This window comes from Ensifer sp. 38_S197 (assembly GCF_056924495.1).
In genome coordinates this window covers 2,022,350-2,043,202 of the sequence record NZ_JBXOVZ010000001.1, presented here as the reverse complement: position 1 = coordinate 2,043,202, position 20,853 = coordinate 2,022,350, and the positions used below count along the sequence as shown (strand labels likewise).

General features: G+C 62.7%; 14 protein-coding genes. 4 read left to right on the top strand and 10 right to left on the bottom strand.

All coding sequences use genetic code 11. The features are described 5' to 3' along the window. Nucleotides 1-24: 24 nt before the first annotated feature. The 4 genes from AC1Z3V_RS09440 to AC1Z3V_RS09425 all read right to left on the bottom strand — a co-directional run bounded on the left by AC1Z3V_RS09440 (nucleotide 25) and on the right by AC1Z3V_RS09425 (nucleotide 4,242). Nucleotides 25-933 (bottom strand): helix-turn-helix domain-containing protein, encoded by a 909-nt coding sequence (locus AC1Z3V_RS09440; RefSeq protein ID WP_483498466.1) that lies wholly within the window; start codon nucleotides 931-933, stop codon nucleotides 25-27. A 244-nt stretch (nucleotides 934-1,177) separates the two neighbouring features. Further along, entirely contained in the window at nucleotides 1,178-2,086 is a 909-nt protein-coding gene (locus AC1Z3V_RS09435; RefSeq protein WP_429818145.1) for a helix-turn-helix domain-containing protein, read from the bottom strand. Nucleotides 2,087-2,221: 135 nt separating this feature from the next. Further along, complete coding sequence (locus tag AC1Z3V_RS09430) at nucleotides 2,222-3,112, bottom strand: helix-turn-helix domain-containing protein (protein WP_483498465.1); 891 nt, start codon at nucleotides 3,110-3,112, stop codon at nucleotides 2,222-2,224. 230 nt (nucleotides 3,113-3,342) lie between these two features. Continuing rightward, on the bottom strand, nucleotides 3,343-4,242 hold the full coding sequence (locus AC1Z3V_RS09425; RefSeq protein WP_483498464.1) for a LysR family transcriptional regulator: 900 nt from the start codon (nucleotides 4,240-4,242) through the stop codon (nucleotides 3,343-3,345). A 206-nt stretch (nucleotides 4,243-4,448) separates the two neighbouring features. Between AC1Z3V_RS09425 and AC1Z3V_RS09420 the strand changes: the two genes are divergently transcribed. Continuing rightward, nucleotides 4,449-5,054, top strand: a complete 606-nt coding sequence (locus AC1Z3V_RS09420; protein WP_483498463.1) for an alpha/beta hydrolase — start codon at nucleotides 4,449-4,451, stop codon at nucleotides 5,052-5,054. 20 nt (nucleotides 5,055-5,074) lie between these two features. Here the strand turns inward: AC1Z3V_RS09420 and AC1Z3V_RS09415 are convergent, their stop codons facing one another. Next, nucleotides 5,075-7,315 (bottom strand): hypothetical protein, encoded by a 2,241-nt coding sequence (locus AC1Z3V_RS09415; protein ID WP_483498462.1) that lies wholly within the window; start codon nucleotides 7,313-7,315, stop codon nucleotides 5,075-5,077. 442 nt (nucleotides 7,316-7,757) lie between these two features. Between AC1Z3V_RS09415 and katG the strand changes: the two genes are divergently transcribed. From katG to AC1Z3V_RS09400, 3 genes are all read left to right on the top strand, one after another. Further along, nucleotides 7,758-9,965: a catalase/peroxidase HPI gene (gene katG / locus AC1Z3V_RS09410; RefSeq protein WP_483498461.1), complete on the top strand. Its 2,208-nt coding sequence runs from the start codon at nucleotides 7,758-7,760 to the stop codon at nucleotides 9,963-9,965. 435 nt (nucleotides 9,966-10,400) lie between these two features. Then, nucleotides 10,401-11,513: an efflux RND transporter periplasmic adaptor subunit gene (locus AC1Z3V_RS09405; RefSeq protein ID WP_483498460.1), complete on the top strand. Its 1,113-nt coding sequence runs from the start codon at nucleotides 10,401-10,403 to the stop codon at nucleotides 11,511-11,513. Between the two features lie 3 nt (nucleotides 11,514-11,516). Then, a complete protein-coding gene (locus tag AC1Z3V_RS09400; RefSeq protein ID WP_483498459.1) occupies nucleotides 11,517-14,726 on the top strand; it encodes an efflux RND transporter permease subunit in 3,210 nt (1,069 codons plus the stop codon). Between the two features lie 138 nt (nucleotides 14,727-14,864). Here AC1Z3V_RS09400 and AC1Z3V_RS09395 read toward each other — a convergent pair whose 3' ends face one another. The 5 genes from AC1Z3V_RS09395 to ytfR all read right to left on the bottom strand — a co-directional run bounded on the left by AC1Z3V_RS09395 (nucleotide 14,865) and on the right by ytfR (nucleotide 20,753). Next, nucleotides 14,865-16,382 carry an FAD-dependent monooxygenase gene (locus AC1Z3V_RS09395; protein ID WP_483498458.1) on the bottom strand — a complete coding sequence of 506 codons (1,518 nt, stop codon included), beginning with the start codon at nucleotides 16,380-16,382 and terminating at the stop codon, nucleotides 14,865-14,867. 122 nt (nucleotides 16,383-16,504) lie between these two features. Further along, nucleotides 16,505-17,233, bottom strand: coding sequence for a FadR/GntR family transcriptional regulator (locus tag AC1Z3V_RS09390; RefSeq protein WP_429818129.1), 729 nt, complete (start codon nucleotides 17,231-17,233; stop codon nucleotides 16,505-16,507). 18 nt (nucleotides 17,234-17,251) lie between these two features. Beyond that, on the bottom strand, nucleotides 17,252-18,220 hold the full coding sequence (gene yjfF / locus AC1Z3V_RS09385) for a galactofuranose ABC transporter, permease protein YjfF (RefSeq protein ID WP_483498457.1): 969 nt from the start codon (nucleotides 18,218-18,220) through the stop codon (nucleotides 17,252-17,254). Next, nucleotides 18,217-19,242 carry an ABC transporter permease gene (locus AC1Z3V_RS09380; protein WP_483498456.1) on the bottom strand — a complete coding sequence of 342 codons (1,026 nt, stop codon included), beginning with the start codon at nucleotides 19,240-19,242 and terminating at the stop codon, nucleotides 18,217-18,219. The genes yjfF and AC1Z3V_RS09380 overlap by 4 nt, the downstream gene beginning before the upstream one ends. Then, on the bottom strand, nucleotides 19,239-20,753 hold the full coding sequence (gene ytfR, locus AC1Z3V_RS09375) for a galactofuranose ABC transporter, ATP-binding protein YtfR (RefSeq protein ID WP_483498455.1): 1,515 nt from the start codon (nucleotides 20,751-20,753) through the stop codon (nucleotides 19,239-19,241). Before ytfR ends, AC1Z3V_RS09380 begins: the two co-directional genes overlap by 4 nt. Between the last annotated feature and the right edge of the window lie 100 nt (nucleotides 20,754-20,853).

Below are 20,853 nucleotides of genomic sequence, written 5' to 3'. Positions count from 1 at the left end.
GCGGGCGCGTGTGTATTCAGTGGGTTACGACTGGCGGCTGCGCCGCCACAGACGCGGTGTCGTCCCGACCGCCTGGACGAAGGCACGGGTAAAATGGCTCTGATCCGAAAAGCCGCAGGTGGTCGCGATCTCGCTCAGCGATGTGGAGGAGAACTGCAGCAGGTCCTTGGCCTTTTCGATCCTTTGCTGCAGCAGCCAGCGATACGGCGTGCTTCCCATGGTCTCCCGAAAGGCGCGAAGAAAAGCGGCCTGCGACAGGTTGCAGGTCGAGGCCAGTTCCTCGACGGTGAGCTCGCCGTCAAGACGGGATTGCACGAGTTCGCGGATCTTTGCCTGGCAGCGCTGCGAGAGCCTGCGTCCTCCCGCCAAACTATCGCCGCAACCGTTGCCGTACTGTCGCACCATATGCACGCCGATTGCGACCGAGAGCTGGTCGACGAACAGGGCGCTTCGATCCGTGTGGCCGTCCACCGACGCAAACAAGGCGCCGAGCATGCCGCCGAGAACAGGATCGGGCGAGGCGGAAATGGATCTGAGCTCGCTGACACCGGTAAGATCTGCCGCATCCGCAATGCGCTGAAGCGCACCGTAGCCGATTTCAAGCAGGGTGAAGTCGAATGACCCTTTGAGATCCGCCTTGTAATCGTCGGCGAAGTTCCTGACGTAAATCGAGTTCTGGCCGAATTCCTGGATCGCCGAATGATGCTCCCCGAAGACCCGGCGGCTATGGCCGCCTGCAAGCGACAGGCCAATCAGATATCCCCGGCCATTGCCGGGCGTCGTGACCCGGCCCGGCGGCCCGGCAAGCGATCGCTTGCGATAAAAGACCATGTCGCGGCCTTCGATCGTCCTGTCGTCATCGAGTTGGTCGAGCGAGCATCCGAGGCTATCGCGCGGTCGCGTTCCGACCGAGGCAGCGGAGGCATTCGTCATCGTCTTCGCTCCTGTTTGTCGCGACCACTCGCCAATACCTCTTGCAGCGCCGATGAAAACGAAAAGCGCGGAACGAGGCCGACGCGTCGATTGCGGCGCGCTTGAAACGGGTGCACGCAATTCATTCTGATAATCACCAAATCGTCTGCAGGAGCGGCCTATGATTGCCTCGACCGCGGCGGCATTCTTGCACGCTTTTCATGTATTTTGAATGATCCGCATGAGGGCGCGCCCTCTTTCCGCGCTATTGATGAGATCGATCGGCCGCCACGCTGACGGAGCGGTTCTTTTTCCTGAAACGCGCCGGCGTTTCCCCCGTCTGGCTGGTGAAAACCCGGGTCATGTGGCTCTGGTCGGCAAAACCGCAGTGGATCGCGACTTCGGCAAGAGGGGTGTCCTGAAGCAGACACTCCTTGACCCGCGCTATCCGGTATTCGGTCAGCCACCTGGACGGCGTGCGCCCGAAGCTCTCCTTGAAAGCCTTGTTGAAATAGCTGCGCGAGAGCGCACACTGGGCCGCGAGATCGCCGATCGAAAACGCCTTGTTGAAGTGTGCGACCAGAAATTCGGTTGCCTGCTTCTCCTGCCAGGGCGCCAGCGTGCCTTTCTTGTCGACAGGGAAATGCAAGCCGCCATAAGTCTGGCTGAGATGAGCCAGTGCCGCGAGGTTGATCTGCTCGACGAAAAGCAGATTGGCCCGGTCCGGCTCGTCGAGCGAAGGCAGCAATGCCTGGGCGAGGCCGAACATCACCGGATCGACCTGACCCTGCACCGGCGAGAGCGACACATACTCGCCGCGCCCTGCCCTTTCGGTGAAGGTTCGCATGCAGGAAAAGGGGATGTGGAAGCGGACATTGTCGAAGGGAGACAGGTGGTGGCACTGCCATTGATCCCGAAGGTCGGTGATCGCGAGCGAGGCCTTTGAGTGCCCGCCTTCGTAGACGAGCTCGCCGCGGCGCCACAGCCGATGCGCCTCGAAATCGCGCATCTGGACGATGACGTTGAAGGCGTCGGCGACGGGGATCATCGGCCCGCGCTCCAGATCGAAGCGATCCGAGAAGGTTCTCGTCACGGTGATCTCGCCCGCGCTGATTTTTTTGACAGTGGGGCGCGACGTGCGATCGCCGGCGCTCAATCCCTCATGCAAGGCCATCGGTCACGCTCTCCCGATTTGCAGCTCGGCGGCCCGCTTCAGCGGCCGGGCAGATGCTACACCGGTTGGCCACCACATGACAGCGGCAATTCCTGCAGCGCTTCTCAGAGCTTCATGGGTCAACGTCGTATCCCCTCACTGCAGCCAGCGCGCACGCCAGGCGGCGGGCGTCACCCCTGTCACCTCGCGAAAGGCTTCGATGAAACGCGGCTCGTCGGCATAGCCGCAACTGGCAGCGACTTTGGCGCACGACCAGCCCTCCTCGATCAGGTAGCGTTTCGCTCGACCGATCCTGTAGCGCATCAACCATTCTTCTGGCGTCTGTCCCGTCAGGGCCACGAAAGCTGCGGCAAAGTCGCCCTGCGACAGGTTCGCCGCCGCCGCCGCCGCCGCCATCGAAAAGTCCTTGGCCCAATGGTCGATCATGAAGTCCTTGGCCGCCTTCTCCTGCCATACGGTGAGATCCGGGCCGCCGGATAGAGTGGCGCGATCCGGATAGGAGTGCAGGAGATGTGCGCAAATGGCGACGGCGATATGCCGTAGAACCGGACCAGGTTCGTTCTCGCTCTCCGCAAGCAGCGGCAGCAGGGCCAAGGCAAGATTGTGCATGACGTCGTCGATCTCGCCGCGGCGGCACCGCAGACCGGTGGCGGCGGGAGCGTGCGAGAACTCGGAGACTTCGCGGAACAAGGCCCGCGGCAGATGAAAGGCGAGTGAATCGAGATCGCTGACAAGACGGATGCTGGCGCCCTGAACGAGATCGACGAGGCAGATCGATCCTTGCCGGTAACGGCGAATTTCACTGTCGCTTTCGCCCGCAACCACGTCGCAATGCATGACATCCTTGAAATAGAACATCAGGAAATAGGCGTCGTCCGCGGGAAGGGAGACGACACGGCTCAATGCTCCATCGAGCCGGCACTGCAGACGTGTCACCGAAAACCGGGCGTCGCGGACGGGCCGAACCATGAGCGACCGCGCCTTCGGCTCGCCGAAATGCGCTCCAATGCCATTCGGATCTGTCATAACCTGCCGTCCACCCTCGCCTCCTGGCGATGGAGTTCATTCCTCGCGTGGAACCGGCCCCAATGCTTGATCGACCCGATGGCGAACGCACAGGGGATCATCTCGCGATTGCCCTCCATGTCAGGGAAAACATGCGGCGCGCTGCCGCCAATTTCTTGTATCCTTTGCTCACATTTAGCCGCAAACGACTCCCTATTGACGGAAAATCCGTTCGACATGAACCGATCAGCCTAGAGTGGTCGCGTTTCCGTGACATAGCTCTCGAAGAAATCCGAGAATTTGGCAACCCTCAGGGGCAGCCGTTCATAGGGCGGATAATAGAGCGTGAGCCATAGTTGCGGGGCCTCCCACCCCTCGAGAACCTGCCTGAGCGCGCCCATTGCCAGCGCATCTTCGACAATGAAAAGCGGCAGGAGCGCGATGCCCTCTCCATTTTCCGCAAGCCTCGCGACGAACTCGCCATTGTTGGCAGCCAAGGTCTGGCCGGCCCTGACCCTTCGCGTCCGGCCCTGGGATGTCAGCTCCCAAGTCTCCGAGATCGCCTGTCCGTCATAGGCCAGGCAGCCGTGACGGTCGAGATCATCCGGTGTCTGCGGGGATCCATATCTGGCGAGGTAACCGGGCGACGCGACCAGCACGCGTCGCACCGGACAAATCCGGCGCCAGATCGTCGATTTGTCGCGCGGCGGTTCCGACACGCGGACAGCAAGATCGAAATCCTCGGCCACAATGTCGATGAGCCGGTCGGTTAGCGACAGCGAAATTTGTGTGCCTGGATGCTCGGTGCGAAAGCCGGTAACGATATCCGGCAGGATGTGCTGGCCGAGCGACAGCGGCGCGTTGATGCGGATCAGTCCGGCGACGTCGCCGTGCTGCTCACGCAGATCCTCGCGCGCTTCATCGAACTGGCGGATCAATGGCTCGATGCGCGCCGCATAGACCGCGCCGGCCGAGGTCAAGGATACCTGGCGTGTCGTGCGCAGCAGCAATTGAACCCCGAGGTCGTCTTCCAAGGCACTGACCGCACGGGTGACGCTTGGCGCCGTCATCGAAAGCTGGCGCGCCGCAGCGGTAAAGCTTCGCTGTTTCGCAACCGCCAGGAAGACGCGGATATCACTCAAATCGCTCATGCGAAATTATTGCAATAGGTGCAATAATAATGTCAATATTATTGCCATTCTCTTTGGTCGTGAATGCACCGATCCTTGTCATGGGAGAAGCGCGACGCGTGGCGTGCTGACCGGGATCAGGCAGTAGTGACCGCTGCCTCGGCGACGGCCTTTCGATCTCCCAAATCGGGAGTGGCAGCATGACAATCTCACGTTTCGACGAGCAGGTGGAACGTTTCAAGCACGACGAACCGATCGTCTTTGCTTTTTACGATCCCGGTCCGGACGATCCGGTCGCCCGGCTGATCGCCAGTATCCTACCGGATGCCCGGGTGTTTTCTTTCCATAAAGCCACGAGCGATACCAATCCCGCGCGCCCTTCCCGGGTCAGCGACGCGATGGCCGATATGCAGGCATTCGCTGCCCATGTGGAAGACTTGGCAAACGTCGTTACCGATAAGCGGCGCGTATATCCTGGCAGGGCCGCCTACGGGATCGGCTGCACGAGCGGAGCGACGGTGCTCACGGCGCTCCTGTTCAAACGCCCCGATCTGTTCGATCGTGCCGCCTTGTTGCATCCCCTCGTTGCGTGGACGCCGCCCGGCAATGTCGGGCTTGCGGGCAAGCCGGTCCTGGTCACGGGCGGCCAGGACGATCCGGCTCGCCCATTGGCGCTTACCGAACGGCTGGTCGATTATCTTGCGGGACAAAAGGCTGATGTCCGAGCCCTCTACAATCGTGGCACGCATGAGATCGGACGGGAAGAAATGATGGCACTGCGAGAATTCCTCGAGGAACCCACAGGTAGAAGAGACGCGGGCCGCGTCGACTGACGCAGCCCGCGATCGCGTTATTACTGTGCCGTGGCTTCGAGGTCGACCTTCTCGAGCAGAAGCGCGGGGTTTTCAGCAGCGCCCATCAATTCGAGAGCACCGATCCCGGCTTCATCCTTGGCCTTGACCTTCAGGGTGAAGGCGCCAGGCTTGCTGATGAACTGGGTAAACGCACTTGCCGCCTCCTGCAGCTTCGGCTGGGTGGCAGCAAAATGCTGCACGCCTGCGCTCGTCATCAGCACGAGGAGCCCACGAACGCTGTCCTCGGTCATGTGGTTGTCCTCGGCATAGAGCTTGATGCCCTTGGCCAAGATGCCTTTGTCTTCAAGCTTGAGCGTGGCTTCCCGGGCCGTGAGGCCGAAGAGCGCCACCTGCGCAGCGGTCATGTCGCCGGAGAAGAAATCCTTGCTGGCGCCGCCCATCAAGCCCGAGAAGGAGAAGCTGCCCATGTCCTTGCCGTTCACGGAGATGTCCTTGATGACGAGGTTCTCGTTCGGCTCATCCCAGGCGAGTTCGACGTTGGAGGAGAACACCAGCTTGTCGAAACCCAGCTTGCGCAGCGTCGCGAAACCCTCGTCCTGCGTATCAGCCGGCACCTGCACGCTGAGATCGCGGTAGCTGACCCGAACATCCGTCGGAATGCCGTTACGCGGCTTGGTCAAAGCCAGTTCGTAACTGTCGAGCGTGAAGCGCACGCGTTCCGGAACCGAAGGCACGGCAGCCTGCTCAGCCGGCGCTTCGGCCATCGGATCGTCCTGGCCATCGGCCGGAACCTCTGCTTCGGATTCGGCATCGCCATCCGTCGAGGCATCACCATCGGTTGAGGCAGCAGTATCGGACGCGGCATCACCATCGGTTGCCTCATCCGGCGCCGGCTCGGCGTTGACCGACGGGTCGGTCTCGTTTTCGATGGCGCTCTGGTCGTCTTCGCTGATTTCGCTGTCCGTCATGCTTGTCGGCGCGGTGCCAGGCATGTCCACGTCCAGTCCGGCGATGCGGATCGTTCCGAACTCCGGCATCAACGTCGTGAAGGGGAAGGTTTCAAACTCTTCCTCTTTCAGCCCCGCCAGCTTTGTGAGCGCCTCCATGGTCGGAGCCCAGGAGAAGCCCTTGATGCTTGCTTCGGCGAGCTTGACGTAGTCGGCACCTTCGCCGGCGGAAAGACCGTGGATGGAACCGTCGAAGCTGCGGCCATCGAGCTGCATCGCCATCTTGTCGACAGCGAGCTTGATGGTCTTGCCTTCCTCTTCGCTGCTCTTGTCGGGCGCTTCCATCTTGAGGCCCGACAACTCGATGTCGCCGTTGCCGATCATGTCGACGACCGAAAGGACGCGTTTGAAGAACGCCTGCCGCTCGGCCGGCGGCAACGCCTCGGGGTCCGTCACTCCTTTCAGTTTCTCGAACGTTTCGAGCAGGGGTTCCGCTGGCATGCGCGCAGTGAAGCCTTTGCTGCGCACTTCGTCATAGCCGAACTTCGCCTTGCCGTCGGAGAAGGCAAGGTTCTTCACCGTGATCGGGCCATAGAGCGGCTTCGGCTCCTTGTCGTCGGGGCCGGCCTTTTCCGTGTAGATCCGCGCCAGATAGGCGGCATCGAAGTTCTCGCCCGTGACTGCCCCGATCGAGCCGTTCATCTGCTCGCGCTTCGTTGCGCCTTCTCCGTCAGGAACATCCATGGCAAAGGCGAAGCTTGCGCCGCTGGCCGAATAACGGGCGACGCGGCCGCCGGCGATATCCTCGAGGGCGAGATCCTTGTAGACCGTCTTCTGCTCGGTACCGGCCACATCCTGGCTGATTGTCGCCTCCGGCGCCGAGATCCGTTTTGCGGCAAAGCGCTCAATGCGTTTCAGGGTCGTCAACTCACCCTGATCGCCTGTTTTGGAGAGCGCGGCAGCGAAGAAGTCCGGCTCCTCGAGGACCGCATGCGGCACGGAGAACTTTCCTGCGGCGATGTCGAGTTCAAGTCCCTTCACCTCAAGCTTGCCGCTCAGGAAGAAGATCTTGGGACGGCCATCGATCGCGGCGACCTGTACGCTGGCGCCATTGGCAAAGGGCAGCGTCACGTTGCGCAGGTGAATGCGGCCGAGAAAGTCCGCCTCGACGGAGCCGGCCTTGCCACCACGCGCGGCGATGAACTTATCGACCGATTTTTCGAGCATGAACTTGCCGCCGGTCACGCCGGCGGCCGCTATCGCAATCACTGCGACGGCCGCCCAAAGCGCTTTGCGACGGCCCTTGCCGGCCCCAGTTTCTGTCTCAGCCACGATGTCTGTCCTTTCACGACACGAAGAATGGATAGCTCTTTAGAGTCTTTGCGGCTGTGACTAACCATTGGCGCTTTTTTCCGCAAGTTTGGCGGGAGTGCGGTGCACCAATATTCTTGTGTGGGCTGCAATCGGCGAACACGCTCGGGCGTCATCAGAGATGCATACAGGGCTGCAAGCATACCTTTGTTGCCCTGTCGCCCATCGGCAATAGGATTGCCTTATCGCCACCATCAGGAAATCCAACTTAAATTAATGGAACCACTTTGATAGACTCGTCAGCGCAATGAGGGAGATGCAGCCAGTGGCCAGACCACATCGCGCAACGACAACCGCCGACGGCACAAAGAATGCCGCAAGCCGGGCCCGGCAAACCGTTGGCCCGCACAGCCTGCTTTTCCTCTAACCCGCACAATTCACGTCATCGTAAAGGGAGATAGAAATGGACGCGAAAGCCGACAAAACGGGCAAATGTCCCGTCATGCACGGAGCTCAGACGAGCGCTCAATCCGCCGGCACCTCGAACCGTGACTGGTGGCCGAACCAACTCAACCTGAAGATCCTGCACCAGAATTCCTCCCTTTCCGATCCGATGGGCGAAGCCTTCGACTATGCCGAGGAATTCAAGAAGCTCGACCTGCCGGCGGTGAAGAAGGATCTCTTCGCGCTGATGACCGATTCGCAGGATTGGTGGCCGGCCGACTTCGGCCACTACGGACCGCTGTTCATCCGCATGGCCTGGCATAGCGCCGGCACCTACCGCACCGGCGACGGCCGCGGCGGCGCCGGTGCCGGGCAACAACGCTTTGCACCGCTCAACAGCTGGCCGGACAACGCCAACCTCGACAAGGCGCGCCGCCTCCTCTGGCCGATCAAGCAGAAATACGGCAACAGCATCTCCTGGGCCGACCTGATGATCCTCGCCGGCAACTGCGCGCTCGAATCGATGGGCTTCAAGACCTTCGGTTTCGCCGGCGGCCGTCCCGATGTGTGGGAACCGGAAGAGGACATCTATTGGGGCACGGAAAAGACCTGGCTCGACGACAAGCGCTATTCCGGCGACCGGGACCTCGAAAACCCGCTCGCAGCGGTGCAGATGGGCCTGATCTACGTGAACCCGGAAGGCCCGAACGGCAACCCGGACCCGCTCGCTGCCGCCAGGGACATTCGCGAGACCTTCGCCCGCATGGCGATGAACGACGAGGAGACCGTTGCGCTGATCGCCGGCGGCCACACCTTCGGCAAGACCCACGGCGCCGGTGATGCGGCCAATGTCGGCCGCGAGCCGGAAGGTGCGGGCATCGAGGAACAGGGTCTTGGCTGGGCAAGCACCTACGGCAGCGGCCGGGGCGGCGACACCATCACCAGCGGTCTCGAAGTCACCTGGACGACGACGCCGACCAAGTGGAGCAACAACTACTTCTGGAACCTCTTCGGCTACGAATGGGAACTGACGAAGAGCCCGGCCGGCGCCCACCAGTGGACACCGAAGCATGGCATGGGCGCCGGCACCGTCCCGGATGCGCATGACAAGTCCAAGCGTCACGCGCCGTCGATGCTGACGACCGACCTCGCGCTGCGCGTCGATCCGGCCTATGAGAAGATCGCGAGACACTTCTACGAGAACCCGGACGCTTTCGCCGACGCCTTTGCCCGCGCATGGTACAAGCTGACGCACCGCGACATGGGTCCGCGCGCCCGCTATCTCGGCCCGGAAGTTCCGGCCGAAGAACTGATCTGGCAGGATCCCATCCCGGCCGTCGATCATCCGCTCGTTGACGCGAAGGATGTCGCCGACCTCAAAGCCAAGATCCTCGCTTCGGGTCTTTCGGTCTCCGAGCTGGTTTCGACCGCCTGGGCATCTGCCGCGACCTTCCGCGGTTCGGACAAGCGCGGCGGGGCCAACGGCGCCCGCATTCGCCTTGCGCCGCAGAAGGACTGGCAGGTCAACCAGCCGGCACAACTGGCAAAGGTTCTCGAAACCCTCGAAGGCATCCAGCGCGCCTTCAACGATGCGCAGTCCGGCGGCAAGAAAGTGTCGCTCGCCGACCTGATCGTGCTTGGCGGCGCCGCTGCCATCGAAAAGGCAGCGAAAGCAGCCGGCCAGGAGGTAGAGGTTGCCTTCGCGCCGGGTCGCATGGACGCTTCGCAGGACCAGACCGACGTCGATTCCTTCGCCGTTCTGGAGCCGATCGCCGACGGTTTCCGCAACTACCAGCGGACCCAATATGCGGTTTCGCCGGAAGAACTGCTGATCGACAAGGCCCAACTCTTGACGCTGACCGCGCCGGAGATGACCGTTCTCGTCGGGGGCTTGCGTGTTCTTGGCGCGAACTACGATCAGACGAGGCACGGCGTCTTCACCGATCGTGCCGAAACGCTCAGCAACGACTTCTTCGTCAACCTGCTCGACATGAGCACGGTCTGGAAGGCGACGTCGGATGCGAAGGACGTGTTCGAGGGGCGCGACCGCAAGACCGGCGACGTCAAGTGGACGGCGACCCGCGTCGATCTCGTCTTCGGTTCGAACTCGCAGTTGAGGGCGATTGCGGAAGTCTACGGACAGGCGGATGCCAAGAAGAAGTTCGTGCGCGACTTCGTGACCGCCTGGAACAAGGTGATGAACGCCGATCGCTTCGATCTCGCCTGACATTCCGTCTGGCTACACTATCGATTGCAGGTCCCGGCGTCACGCCGGGACCTGTTTCTTTAAAGCATCCGCTTGGAGCATCCGCGCGAAGTTCGTCACCTAAGGTTGCAAATCTTACCCTGCGGCCGCGACAGTGCAGCACACGTTAAACGATGGACGTCGAGTGGCAAGCGCAACCGTTCCGCCATGAACCGTGCGCCAGAACACACTTTTGCCTCGAACAGGGCACCCGGTGCAAGCCATTGCTTTTGTGACAAGTTCTCCTCCGGGGCAATCCGTTTCCGGCAAACCCGTCCCATTTATGTGGTCGGCGCCTTATCAACCAATGATTGCGTGACTTGAGGCAGAGAACGTGTTCTGATTTCAATGCAACGAGGACGCCTGCCCGGGCGCGCCGAAGTCATCTCAAGCTGTTTCGTTCAGGGGGAACGTTGCATGCGTCAAACGAGAATCCGTGCAGCTTCAATTACATCAACGCTTCTGGTCGCAGTTGGTCTCACGGCGCAGGCGGCTCTTGCCCAGCAGGCTCCGGCGGTGGTCGTCGCGCCGGCGGCAATCATGGACCTGCGCGAGAGCGTCGACCTGACCGGCAAGGTCACCGCCATTCAGAGAGTCGATATACGCGCCCGCGTTTCGGGCTTCCTCGAGGCGGTCAACTTCACCGAGGGGCAGAAAGTCATCGCTGGCACGGTGCTCTACCAGGTCGAAGACGGCGCCTATCGCGCCGCCGTGCAGGAGATCGAGGGGCAGATCGAAGCGGCGGAGGCCGCCAAGGAACTTGCCATCCTCGAGCGTGACCGCGCCGAGCAACTGTTGACGACCAAGACGATTTCTCAGGCCAAGGTCGACGAGGCCCATGCCGAGGTGAGGAAAGCCGAAGGCGATCTGGTGCGGCTCAAGGGCAGCAAGGACAATGCCGAGCTCAACCTCTCCTATACGAAGATCGTCGCTCCCTTCGACGGCATCATCGGTCTGACATCGGCCGACGTCGGCGCGCTCGTCGGCCCGGACAGCGGGCCGCTGGTGACGCTGACGCGGCTTGATCCCATCTATGTCCAGTTCCCCGTGGCGACCGCCCTCTACCTCACCTATCGCGAGCGTGTGCTGAAGGGCGAGATCAGCGGCGGCGCCAATGTCGGGCTCGGGCTGCCGAACGGCACGGAATACAAGCAGAAGGGGACGATCAACTTCATCGCCAGCAATGTCTCGCAAGGGACGGATACCGTGACCGTACGCGCTGAATTCCCCAATCCGGACAGCATATTGCTCGACGGGGCCCTGGTGCGGGTCATGCTTGAACAATCCGACAAGCAGGAGGTTCTCGCCGTGCCGCAGCAGGCGATCCAGCGGGATCAGCAGGGCGCCTTCGTGCTGGTGGTCGATGCCAGTTCCAAAGTGGAGCTTCGCCGCGTCGACGTCACGCGCAACACGCGCGGCCAGGCCGTCATCAGCAAGGGCCTCAAGGAGGGCGAAAACGTCATCACCGAGGGGGCGGGCAAGGTCCGACCGGGCATCACCGTCGATGCAGCCACGGCAGCAGGTGGCTGACCCATGATTTCAGAGATCTTTATCGATCGCCCGCGCTTCGCCACGGTCATTTCCATCGTGCTGACGCTGGCGGGCCTTCTCGCGCTCACCCGCCTGCCGATCGCGCAATTCCCCGACATCGTTCCGCCGCAGGTGAGCGTCACCGCAAGCTATCCCGGCGCCGGCGCCGACGTGGTCGAAACCACCGTCGCCCAGCCGATCGAGAGCAAGGTCGTCGGCGTCGACGACATGCTGTACATGAAGTCGACGAGCGGCGCCGACGGCTCCTATACTCTGACGGTCACCTTCGCCGTCGGCACCGATCCCGACATCGCCACCGTCAACGTCCAGAACCGCGTCTCGCTCGCCGAAGCAGGTCTGCCGTCCGAGGTCAAGCAGAGCGGCGTCAGCGTGCGCAAGAAGTCCTCCGCACTGATGCAGGTGATCACCATCTATGGTGCGGACGAGAAGCAGAACTTCGATTCCCTGTTCCTGTCCAACTACGCCACGATCAACGTGCTCGATACGGTCAAGCGCGTGCCTGGCGTCGGCGACGCCCAGCTCTTCGGTGCCCAGGACTACTCCATGCGCGTCGTGCTCGACATCGACCGCATGACGAGCCTCGACCTGACGCCGACGGACGTGATCAACGCGCTGAAAGCGCAGAACGTCCAGGCTGCGATCGGCCGCATCGGCGCACAGCCGATGACCGACGATCCGCTGTTCCAGTTAAATCTCCAGACGCAGGGCCGCCTCACCGACCCCAAGCAGTTCGAGGATGTGGTGCTGCGCGCAAGTCCCGATGGTTCCTATGTGCGCATCCGCGACGTCGCGCGTGTCGAGCTCGGCGCTGCCAGTTCCGATTCCAACGCCCGGATCAACGGCAAGCCAGTCGCGATGATCGGCACCTATCAGGCGCCGGGCGCCAACGCGCTTGCCGCCGCCAAAGGCGTGCAGGACGCGATGGAGCGATTGTCGAAATCGTTCCCGCCGGGCCTCACCTACTCGGTCTCCTACGACACGGCGCAATTCGTCGAGGCGAGCGTCGACAATGTCGAGGAAACACTGTTCGAGGCCTTCGTCCTCGTCATTATCATTGTCTTCCTCTTCCTTGGAAATTGGCGGGCAACGCTGATCCCGCTCGTTGCCGTTCCGGTCGCGCTGATCGGCACCTTCGCGGTACTGCTTGCGATGGGCTTCTCGCTCAACACCGTGTCGCTGCTCGCATTGGTTCTGGCGATCGGTATCGTCGTCGACGACGCGATTGTGGTGGTTGAGAACGTCGAGCGGGTGATGGAGGAGAACCCGGGTCTTTCGGCGGCGGAAGCGGCGCGGCGCGCGATGAGCGAAATCACCGGGGCCATCGTCGCGATCACGCTCGTGCTGCTCTCGGTTTTCGTGCCGGTGGCCTTCATACCCGGCTTGAGCGGCCAACTGTTCCAGCAATTCGCGGTCGCCGTCTCGGTATCGATGGTGATCTCGGCAATCAATGCGCTGACACTCAGCCCGGCGCTCTGCGCCGTGCTCCTGAAGCCGCATCACGGTCCAAAGCGGGGCATTCTCGGCTATATCTCGCGGACCATCGACAAGGGACGAGACGGCTATACCTATGTGGCCGGTCATATCGCCCGGCGCGCGATCATCGGCCTTGCGCTGCTGGCGCTCGCCTTCGTCGCGGCGGGCTCCCTCTTCCGTATCGTTCCAACGGGCTTCCTGCCGGCGGAAGACCAGGGCGCCTATTTCACCGAAATCCGCCTTCCGGAGGGCGCCTCCTACAACCGTACCGATGCGGTCGTGAAGCAAGTGGAGACGATGCTTGGCGGCATCGAGGGCGTCGCCAATGTGATCACCGTCACCGGCTACTCGTTCCTCGACGGCCTCTCCAAATCGAACTCCGCTTTCGCCATCGTGACGATGAAGCCCTTTGCGGAGCGCCTGAGTGCATCGACCGGCGTCGAGGCGGCGATCGCCACCACCATGGCCAAAGGGCAAACGATCCGTGGTGCGCAGATCTTCGCCTTCAACCTGCCGCCAATCATGGGTCTCGGCACCGGGTCGGGCTTCGAATACCAGTTGCTCGACCTGCAGGGCCGCTCGGTCACCGATCTTGCGGCGACTGCCGGCGGGCTGATCATTGCCGCCAACCAGAACCCGGCGCTCGGCCCCACCTTCACCACCTATTCGGCCAGTTCGCCGCAACTCTATCTCAACATCGACCGTGATCGGCTGCAATCGCTCGGCGTCTCGGTCAGCGATCTCTTCACGACGCTGCAGGGCACGCTCGGCAGCTACTACGTCAACGACTTCAACCTCTTCGGCCGCACCTGGAAGGTGACGATGCAGGCGGCCCAGGCCGACCGAAACGCGGTCGACGACATTCAGCGCCTGCACGTGCGCAACGTGAATGGCGACATGGTCCCCGTCGCCTCGGTCGCCAAGGTCGACTATATCGTCGGCCCGCAGTCGATCGTGCGCTACAACAACTACCGGTCGATCACGCTGAACGGCCAACCGTCCGCCGGCCATTCCTCGGGCGAGGCGCTCGCCGCCATGGAAGCGCTATCCGCCTCGACGCTGCCGCCCGGCTACAGCTACGAATGGACCGGGACGGCGCTGCAGGAACTGGAAGCGGCCGGCAAGACCACCGCGATCCTGGCTATGGCCGTCCTCTTCGCCTATCTCTTCCTCGTGGCGCTCTATGAAAGCTGGACGATCCCGGTACCGGTGCTGCTGTCGGTCGCCTTCGGCGTCTCGGGTGCGCTTCTGTCGGTGCTCGTCGCCGGTCTCTCCTTCGACATCTACGCCCAGATCGGCCTCGTCGTTCTGATCGCGCTCGCCTCGAAGAATGCGATCCTGATCGTCGAGTTCGCCAAGGCGCACCGCGAGGCCGGTGCGACCATCGTCGATGCGGCAATCGAAGGGGCTCGCGCCCGCTTCCGTGCCGTGATGATGACGAGCTTCGCCTTCATCGTCGGCCTGGTGCCGCTGGTGATCGCCAAGGGCGCCGGCGAACTCAGCCGCCGCGCGGTCGGCACCGGCGTTGCCGGCGGCATGCTCGCCGCCGCTCTCGTCGGTATCTTCGTCATCCCCGCGCTTTACGTCGCCTTCCAGTGGCTGCGCGAACGCGGCCACAAGCTCGCCGGCATTTCCAAGCATCCAGCCGAAGCGCAAGGTGCCTCGGCTGAGAGCGGCATGACCGAAGGAAAGTCTGAGACACCGGCCAGCCACGGCTAGGTTTGGGCCCAGACGACAATATCGAGACGGGGCCAATCTGGACCCGTTTGCGTTCGCTATTTCCAGTCGCAGGCCGGCGATCGAATTCCAAACCTGACCCGCCTTCGGGACGTTCCGGCTCTGTTGTGCGGATGTCCCTCAGGACAGGGTGATCCCTTGTTCCGCGAGATAGGCATCGAATAGCTCGGGTGCCTGCTTTTCAGCGGCGAGCGCCACGTAAGTATCCGGCCGCAGGAGATAGGCGGTATCCGCGGCCAAACCTGCCGTCCCGTGCGCCCTAGTCCATGGGAACACATGGAGCGGCACGCCGCGCGCTTCGCACCAATCTCTCATCTCGTCGCGCGGCGTGCCATAAACATGCACCTGCCAGGTGATGGCGGTGAGCGGCTGATGGTTGTCGCGGCCAGCCGCATCGACCCAGGGAAGCCGATCTCCACCCGCCACCCCGCCGGCCGTGCCGCGGCTCAAGGGGCCACCGCGATAGTTCAATTGGGTCTGCGAGAGTATCCGGAACAGAAATTCGCGAACACGGCCGATGCGAAGGGCGACACCCGCCAGAATGGGAGCGATCTCGACACGCAAGACGTCCGCGAAACGGCTTTCGGCAGTCACGAAGGTAAACAGCCGGTCAGTGGTTGCGACGAGCTGGCGCGCGAAGCCGATGCGCTCGCGTTCATAACTGTCGAGCAGGCTGTCGGGCGCCTGTCCCGCCAACACTGCCGCAAGCTTCCAGGCAAGATTGATCGCATCGCCGATGCCGGTGTTCATGCCCTGGCCGCCGACGGGGCTGTGCACATGTGCAGCGTCACCCAGCAGGAAGACATGTCCCTGTCGAAAACGATCAGCGACGCGATGATGGACGTGATAGGTCGAGAACCAATTGACCTTGTCGATTGTAAGCCGCAAGCCGTCGATCGCCCGGTGGCTGACATCCTCGAAGGTGAGTCTGTCCGCTTCCTCCCGTTCGTCGCGGACGAGACCGATCAGACGCCCGCGCCCCTTGGCGTAGGCGAGCAGCGCAACAAAGTCGCTGCTGTCGAGCGAAATATGCACCTCGCCATTGGCAGTAGGACCACTCGCCTCGACATCGGCAACGTAGAAAGTTTGGTTGTAAGTGCCGCCCGCAAAACCGGTCGCGAGCTTGCGCCGCACGGGCGAGTGCGCGCCATCGCACCCCGCGAGATATCGCGCGATTGAGACCACCTCGCTGCCGTCGGGCACCCGAAGATGCGCGCTCACCCGGCCGTCGACGTCCTGGAAGCCAACAAGCTCGGTCTGCCGCTCGACCTTGACGCCCAGAGCTTCCAGCCGTGCGGCGAGCAGCCGCTCATGATGATCCTGCGGATAGACCAGGACAAATGGATAGGGCGTCAGCCTCGCACCGGTCGGACTGAAGGAGATTCGTGCCTTTGCCCTGCCCCTGGCCCAAAGGTTGACCGATGGGTTGCAGTGCCCCGCTTCGATCATCGGCGTTGCCAGGTCGAGCTGGCGATAGAGCTCGAGTGTGCGGGCATGCACCACCATCGCCCGCGACGTGGGGCCGGGACCGGCGTTCTTGTCGATGATACGGACCTTCACCCCCTGGGCGGTCAGCCAGAGGGCAAGCACCAGCCCCGTCGGCCCAGCGCCGACGATCAGCACATCCTGTTCCGTCACCCGGTTCTCCGCTCGCCTTCACCCTCAGCGGCAGCCTACGCACAGGTGACGGACAAAGCCAAGCCGCGCAGAAAATACCTTGTGGCCACGCGTCTGCGAAGCGTCCGGCGCTCACCTCCGGGTCAGTCGCGCACCCGCAAATTTGCGATCAACTGTTGCTGCCCCACGCGGATCACATGCTCCATTGCGCTTCGTGCACCTTCCTCGTTGCGGAGGCGGATTTCCTCGACGATGCGGATATGTGCGACGGCGACACGATCGATCTCGGCACCATCGGTGGCCGCGTTGGTCAAGCGGAAAACGCCCATCAGCGCCGCCTCGATCAAGCTGCCCACCGTCTGCATGAACGGATTGAGCGACGCTTCGAGCAGGCGGAGATGGAATTCGAGATCGGCAATGGCCAGCGTCTGCGCGCTGTGCCCGGCATCGCCCATGGCGACCGCCAGCCGCATCATGTGGGAGATATCGGCGTCGGAGGCGCGCCGCGCAGCCAGCCCGGCCGCATAGGGCTCCAAAGCGAGACGGACCTCGGTGACGTGGCGCAGGAACTCCTCATCGACACCGGCCCGGAAATGCCAGGAAAGCACGTCGCCGTCGAAAAGGTTCCAGTTCGCTCGCGGCATCACGCGTGTGCCGATGCGAGCGCGCGCGACGACCAGCCCCTTGGCGGCGAGCGTCTTCATTGCTTCCCGCAAAACCGTGCGGGAGACGTTGAAGCGTGCCGCAAGCTCCACGTCTCCGGGCAGAATGGCGCCGACGGCGAATTCCCCTGCGACGACCGCCTGGCCGAGCTCTTCGACCACGAGCCGGTGGCTCGTCCTTTTGCGCGGCGGCTGGAAGAATGGCCACATCGCACGATCCTTGCCCGATCACGCCGGCTGTCGGCGATGACGCGAGACGTAGATGATGCCCTTCTGCAAGAGGATGAAAGCAAAGAGCAGAAGGCCGATCAGGATCTTCGTCCACCAGCTCGACAGCGATCCGTCGAAAGTGATGTAGGTCTGGATCAGGCCCTGGATGAGGATGCCGACAAATGTGCCCGCAACGAAACCGGAGCCTCCGGTCAGAAGCGTCCCGCCGATGACGACCGCGGTAATCGCGTCCAGTTCGACGCCGACGGCCGCAAGGGAGTAGCCCGCGGACGTGTAGAGCGAAAAGACGATTCCCGACAACCCGGCGAGCAGCCCCGAGAGCGCGTAGATCCTGACGGTCGTTGCCGCAACAGGAACGCCCATGAGCCGCGCCGTGGCCGTACCTCCGCCGAGCGCATAGACATTGGTGCCGAAGCGGGTTCGATGCGCCAGGAGAATGCCGATCGCAAAGACGAGCAGCATCAGCCCGCCGATCAGCGTGATGCGTCCGCCGCCGGGCAGTTTGACGTAGAGTCCTTTCAATGTCGCGTAGAATGGATGCTTGATCGGTATGGAATCGATCGACAGCACGAAGGCCATGCCACGCGCGAGAAACATGCCCGCAAGTGTGACGATGAAGGCAGGCATCTCAAGATAGTGGATGATCGCACCCATCGCGGCACCGAAAAGTGTCGCGATCGCGAGGACCATCGCGAAGGCGACGAGCGGGTGGATGCTGCTGTGTTCCAGCACGACGGCCAGGAAAACGCCGGTGAACGCGATGACCGAACCGATGGACAGATCGATGCCGCCCGAGAGGATGACGAAGGTCATCCCGACGGCCGCTATGCCGAGGAAGGCATTGTCGGTCAAAAGGTTACCAATCACCCGCGTGGACAGGATGTTCGGATACTGCGCGACGCAAAGCGCATAGCCGAGCAGAAAGATCACGAGCGTCGCGATCAGCGGAAGATGTTTCGGCTTCATTTTGCAGCTCGCTCGCTCGGTTTGCTCGCACCGCGCGCCGGGACGAGGAAGGCAAAGGCGGTGCGGAACCGCGGCGACTGAAGCACCAGGATGACGACGATGATCGCGGCCTTGATGATCAGGTTGAACTCTGGCGGGAAGCCGGAGAGAAGAATGCCGGTGTTGATCGCCTGGATGATGATCGCGCCGAGCACCGATGCGGCGATGCTGAAGCGTCCGCCGAGCAGTGACGTGCCGCCGACCACGACCGCGAGAATGGCATCGAGCTCGAGCCAGAGCCCGGCATTGTTGGCATCGGCGCCACGAATGTCGGCGGCGGCAATGATCCCGGCAATGGCGGCGCAAAGACCGGAAAGAACATAGGCGGCGATCAGCAGGACGGGCGTTAGCACGCCGGACAGCGTACTCGCCTGACGATTGACGCCGATCGCCTCGATCAGCATGCCGAGCGCCGTCCGCCTGACGAGCACGGCGATCAGCACCCCGAAGACCAGCCAGATCACGACCGGCATCGGCAGGCCCGCGAAGGAACCGCTGCCGATGAAGATGAGGCCGGGATCATTGAAGGTCAGGATCGCGCCCTCGGTGATGAGCTGGGCAATCCCCCGCCCGGCGACCATGAGGACCAATGTGGCAATGATCGGCTGGATGTCGAGCACCGCGACCAGCACCCCGTTCCAAAGACCGCAAAGCATACCGACGGCAAGCGTGATCAGCAGCGTTCCGGCGAGCGAGTGGCCGGAGGTGATCGCGGCGGCGGCGGTGGCGCCGCAGATCGCCATCACCGCACCGACCGAGAGATCAATGCCCTTGGTGGCAATGACGACAGTCATGCCAATCGCCAAAAGCACGACTGGCGCGCCACGATTGAGGATGTCGACGAGGCTGCCATAAAGGCGACCGTTCTGGATTTCCAGGCTGAGGAAGCCGGGAAACACGAGCGAAACCGCCACGACGATGACGGCAAGCGCGATCAGTTGCAGCAGCAACCGGTTCAGATAGAGCCGGAAGAACGACGTCACGACGCCCTCCTTTCATTGGTTGCGGCGATCGCTTCGACGATCTCGTGGGTGGTGATGCGGTTGCCGTCGAGTTCGGCGACATGGGCGCGATCCCGAAGCACGATGACCCGCGTGCTGTAGGCAACCAGTTCCTCGATCTCCGACGAGACGACGATCAGCGACAGCCCCTTCTCGCGCAGCGCCTCGATGAGCTTGACGATCTCCGCATGGGCACCGACGTCGATGCCGCGCGTCGGCTCGTCGAGGATCAGGAATTCGGGCTCGGTCGCAAGCCAGCGCGCCAGGATCGCCTTCTGCTGATTGCCGCCGGATAGAAGCTTGATCGGTTTCTCCCGATCGGCGGTGCGGATATCGAGCGCGCGGATGTAGTGGTCCGCCAGCCTATTCTGTTCCGCCCGCGAGATCGGCCGTGTCCAGCCGCGGCGCGCCTGCAGCGCGAGCACGATGTTCTCGCGCACCGAGAGATCGCCGATGATGCCTGATGTCTTGCGATCCTCCGGGCAGAAGCCGAACCCATGCCGGATGGCGGCACGCGGCGACGAGAGATCGGCCGCATGGCTGTCGATCTCCGCCTGACCGCTATCGGCAGGATGGGCGCCGAAGAGAAGCTCCGCTGTTTCCGTCCGTCCGGAGCCGAGCAGGCCAGCCATGCCGACAACTTCGCCGGCACGGACATCGAGATCGAAGGGACGGACGCGACCCTTGCGACCATAGTTTCGAAACCGGTAGCGCAGGGGCCCTTCCGAGGTTTGCGCGCGTGGCGCGTGAATCTCTGCTGCCAGTTCGCGGCCGATCATCATCGCGATCAACTCGCGGCGGTCGAGGTTGGCCGTTTCACGGGTTCCGACGAGCTGCCCGTTCCTGAGCACCGTTATCCGGTCGGAAATCTCGTAGACCTGTTCAAGGAAGTGGGTGACGAAGACGATGCCGAGCCCGCGGGCCTTGAGGCGTCGGACAATGCGAAAGAGCATCGCCACCTCATGCGCGTCGAGGCTTGCCGTCGGCTCGTCGAGGATCAGCACCTTGCCTGAGAGATCGACGGCACGGGCGATGGCGACGACCTGCTGGATCGCCACCGAATAGCTTGCGAGATCGCGGGTGACGTCGATGTCGAGCTCATAGTCGGCGAGCAGCTCCCGCGCACGCCGGTTCATGGCGCCAACGTCAACCATGCCGAAGCGGCGCGGTTGGCGCCCGAGGAAGAGGTTTTCGGCAACCGTCAGGTTCGCCAGCAGGTTGACCTCCTGGTAGACCGTGCCGATACCGAGCGTCTGGGCCTCGAACGTGTCGCGGGGATCGACCTCCGTGCCGTCGAGCAGGATGGCGCCGCCGTCGCGCCGATAGGCGCCTGTCAGGCATTTGATGAGAGTAGACTTGCCGGCGCCGTTTTCGCCAAGCAGCGCATGGACCTCTCCGCGCCTGAGGTGAAAATCGACCTTGTCGAGGGCCCTTGTGCCCGGGAAGGCTTTCTCGATCCGGATCGCCGAGAGAATGTGATCACTGGTCTGCATCGATACCGTCTCCGCGATGCGGGTATCTGCCGGACGAGAAGCACAGCTAGGCCGCGGCAAGCTGCACTCTTCATCCGGAAAGTATCTCAGGAAAGGAGCG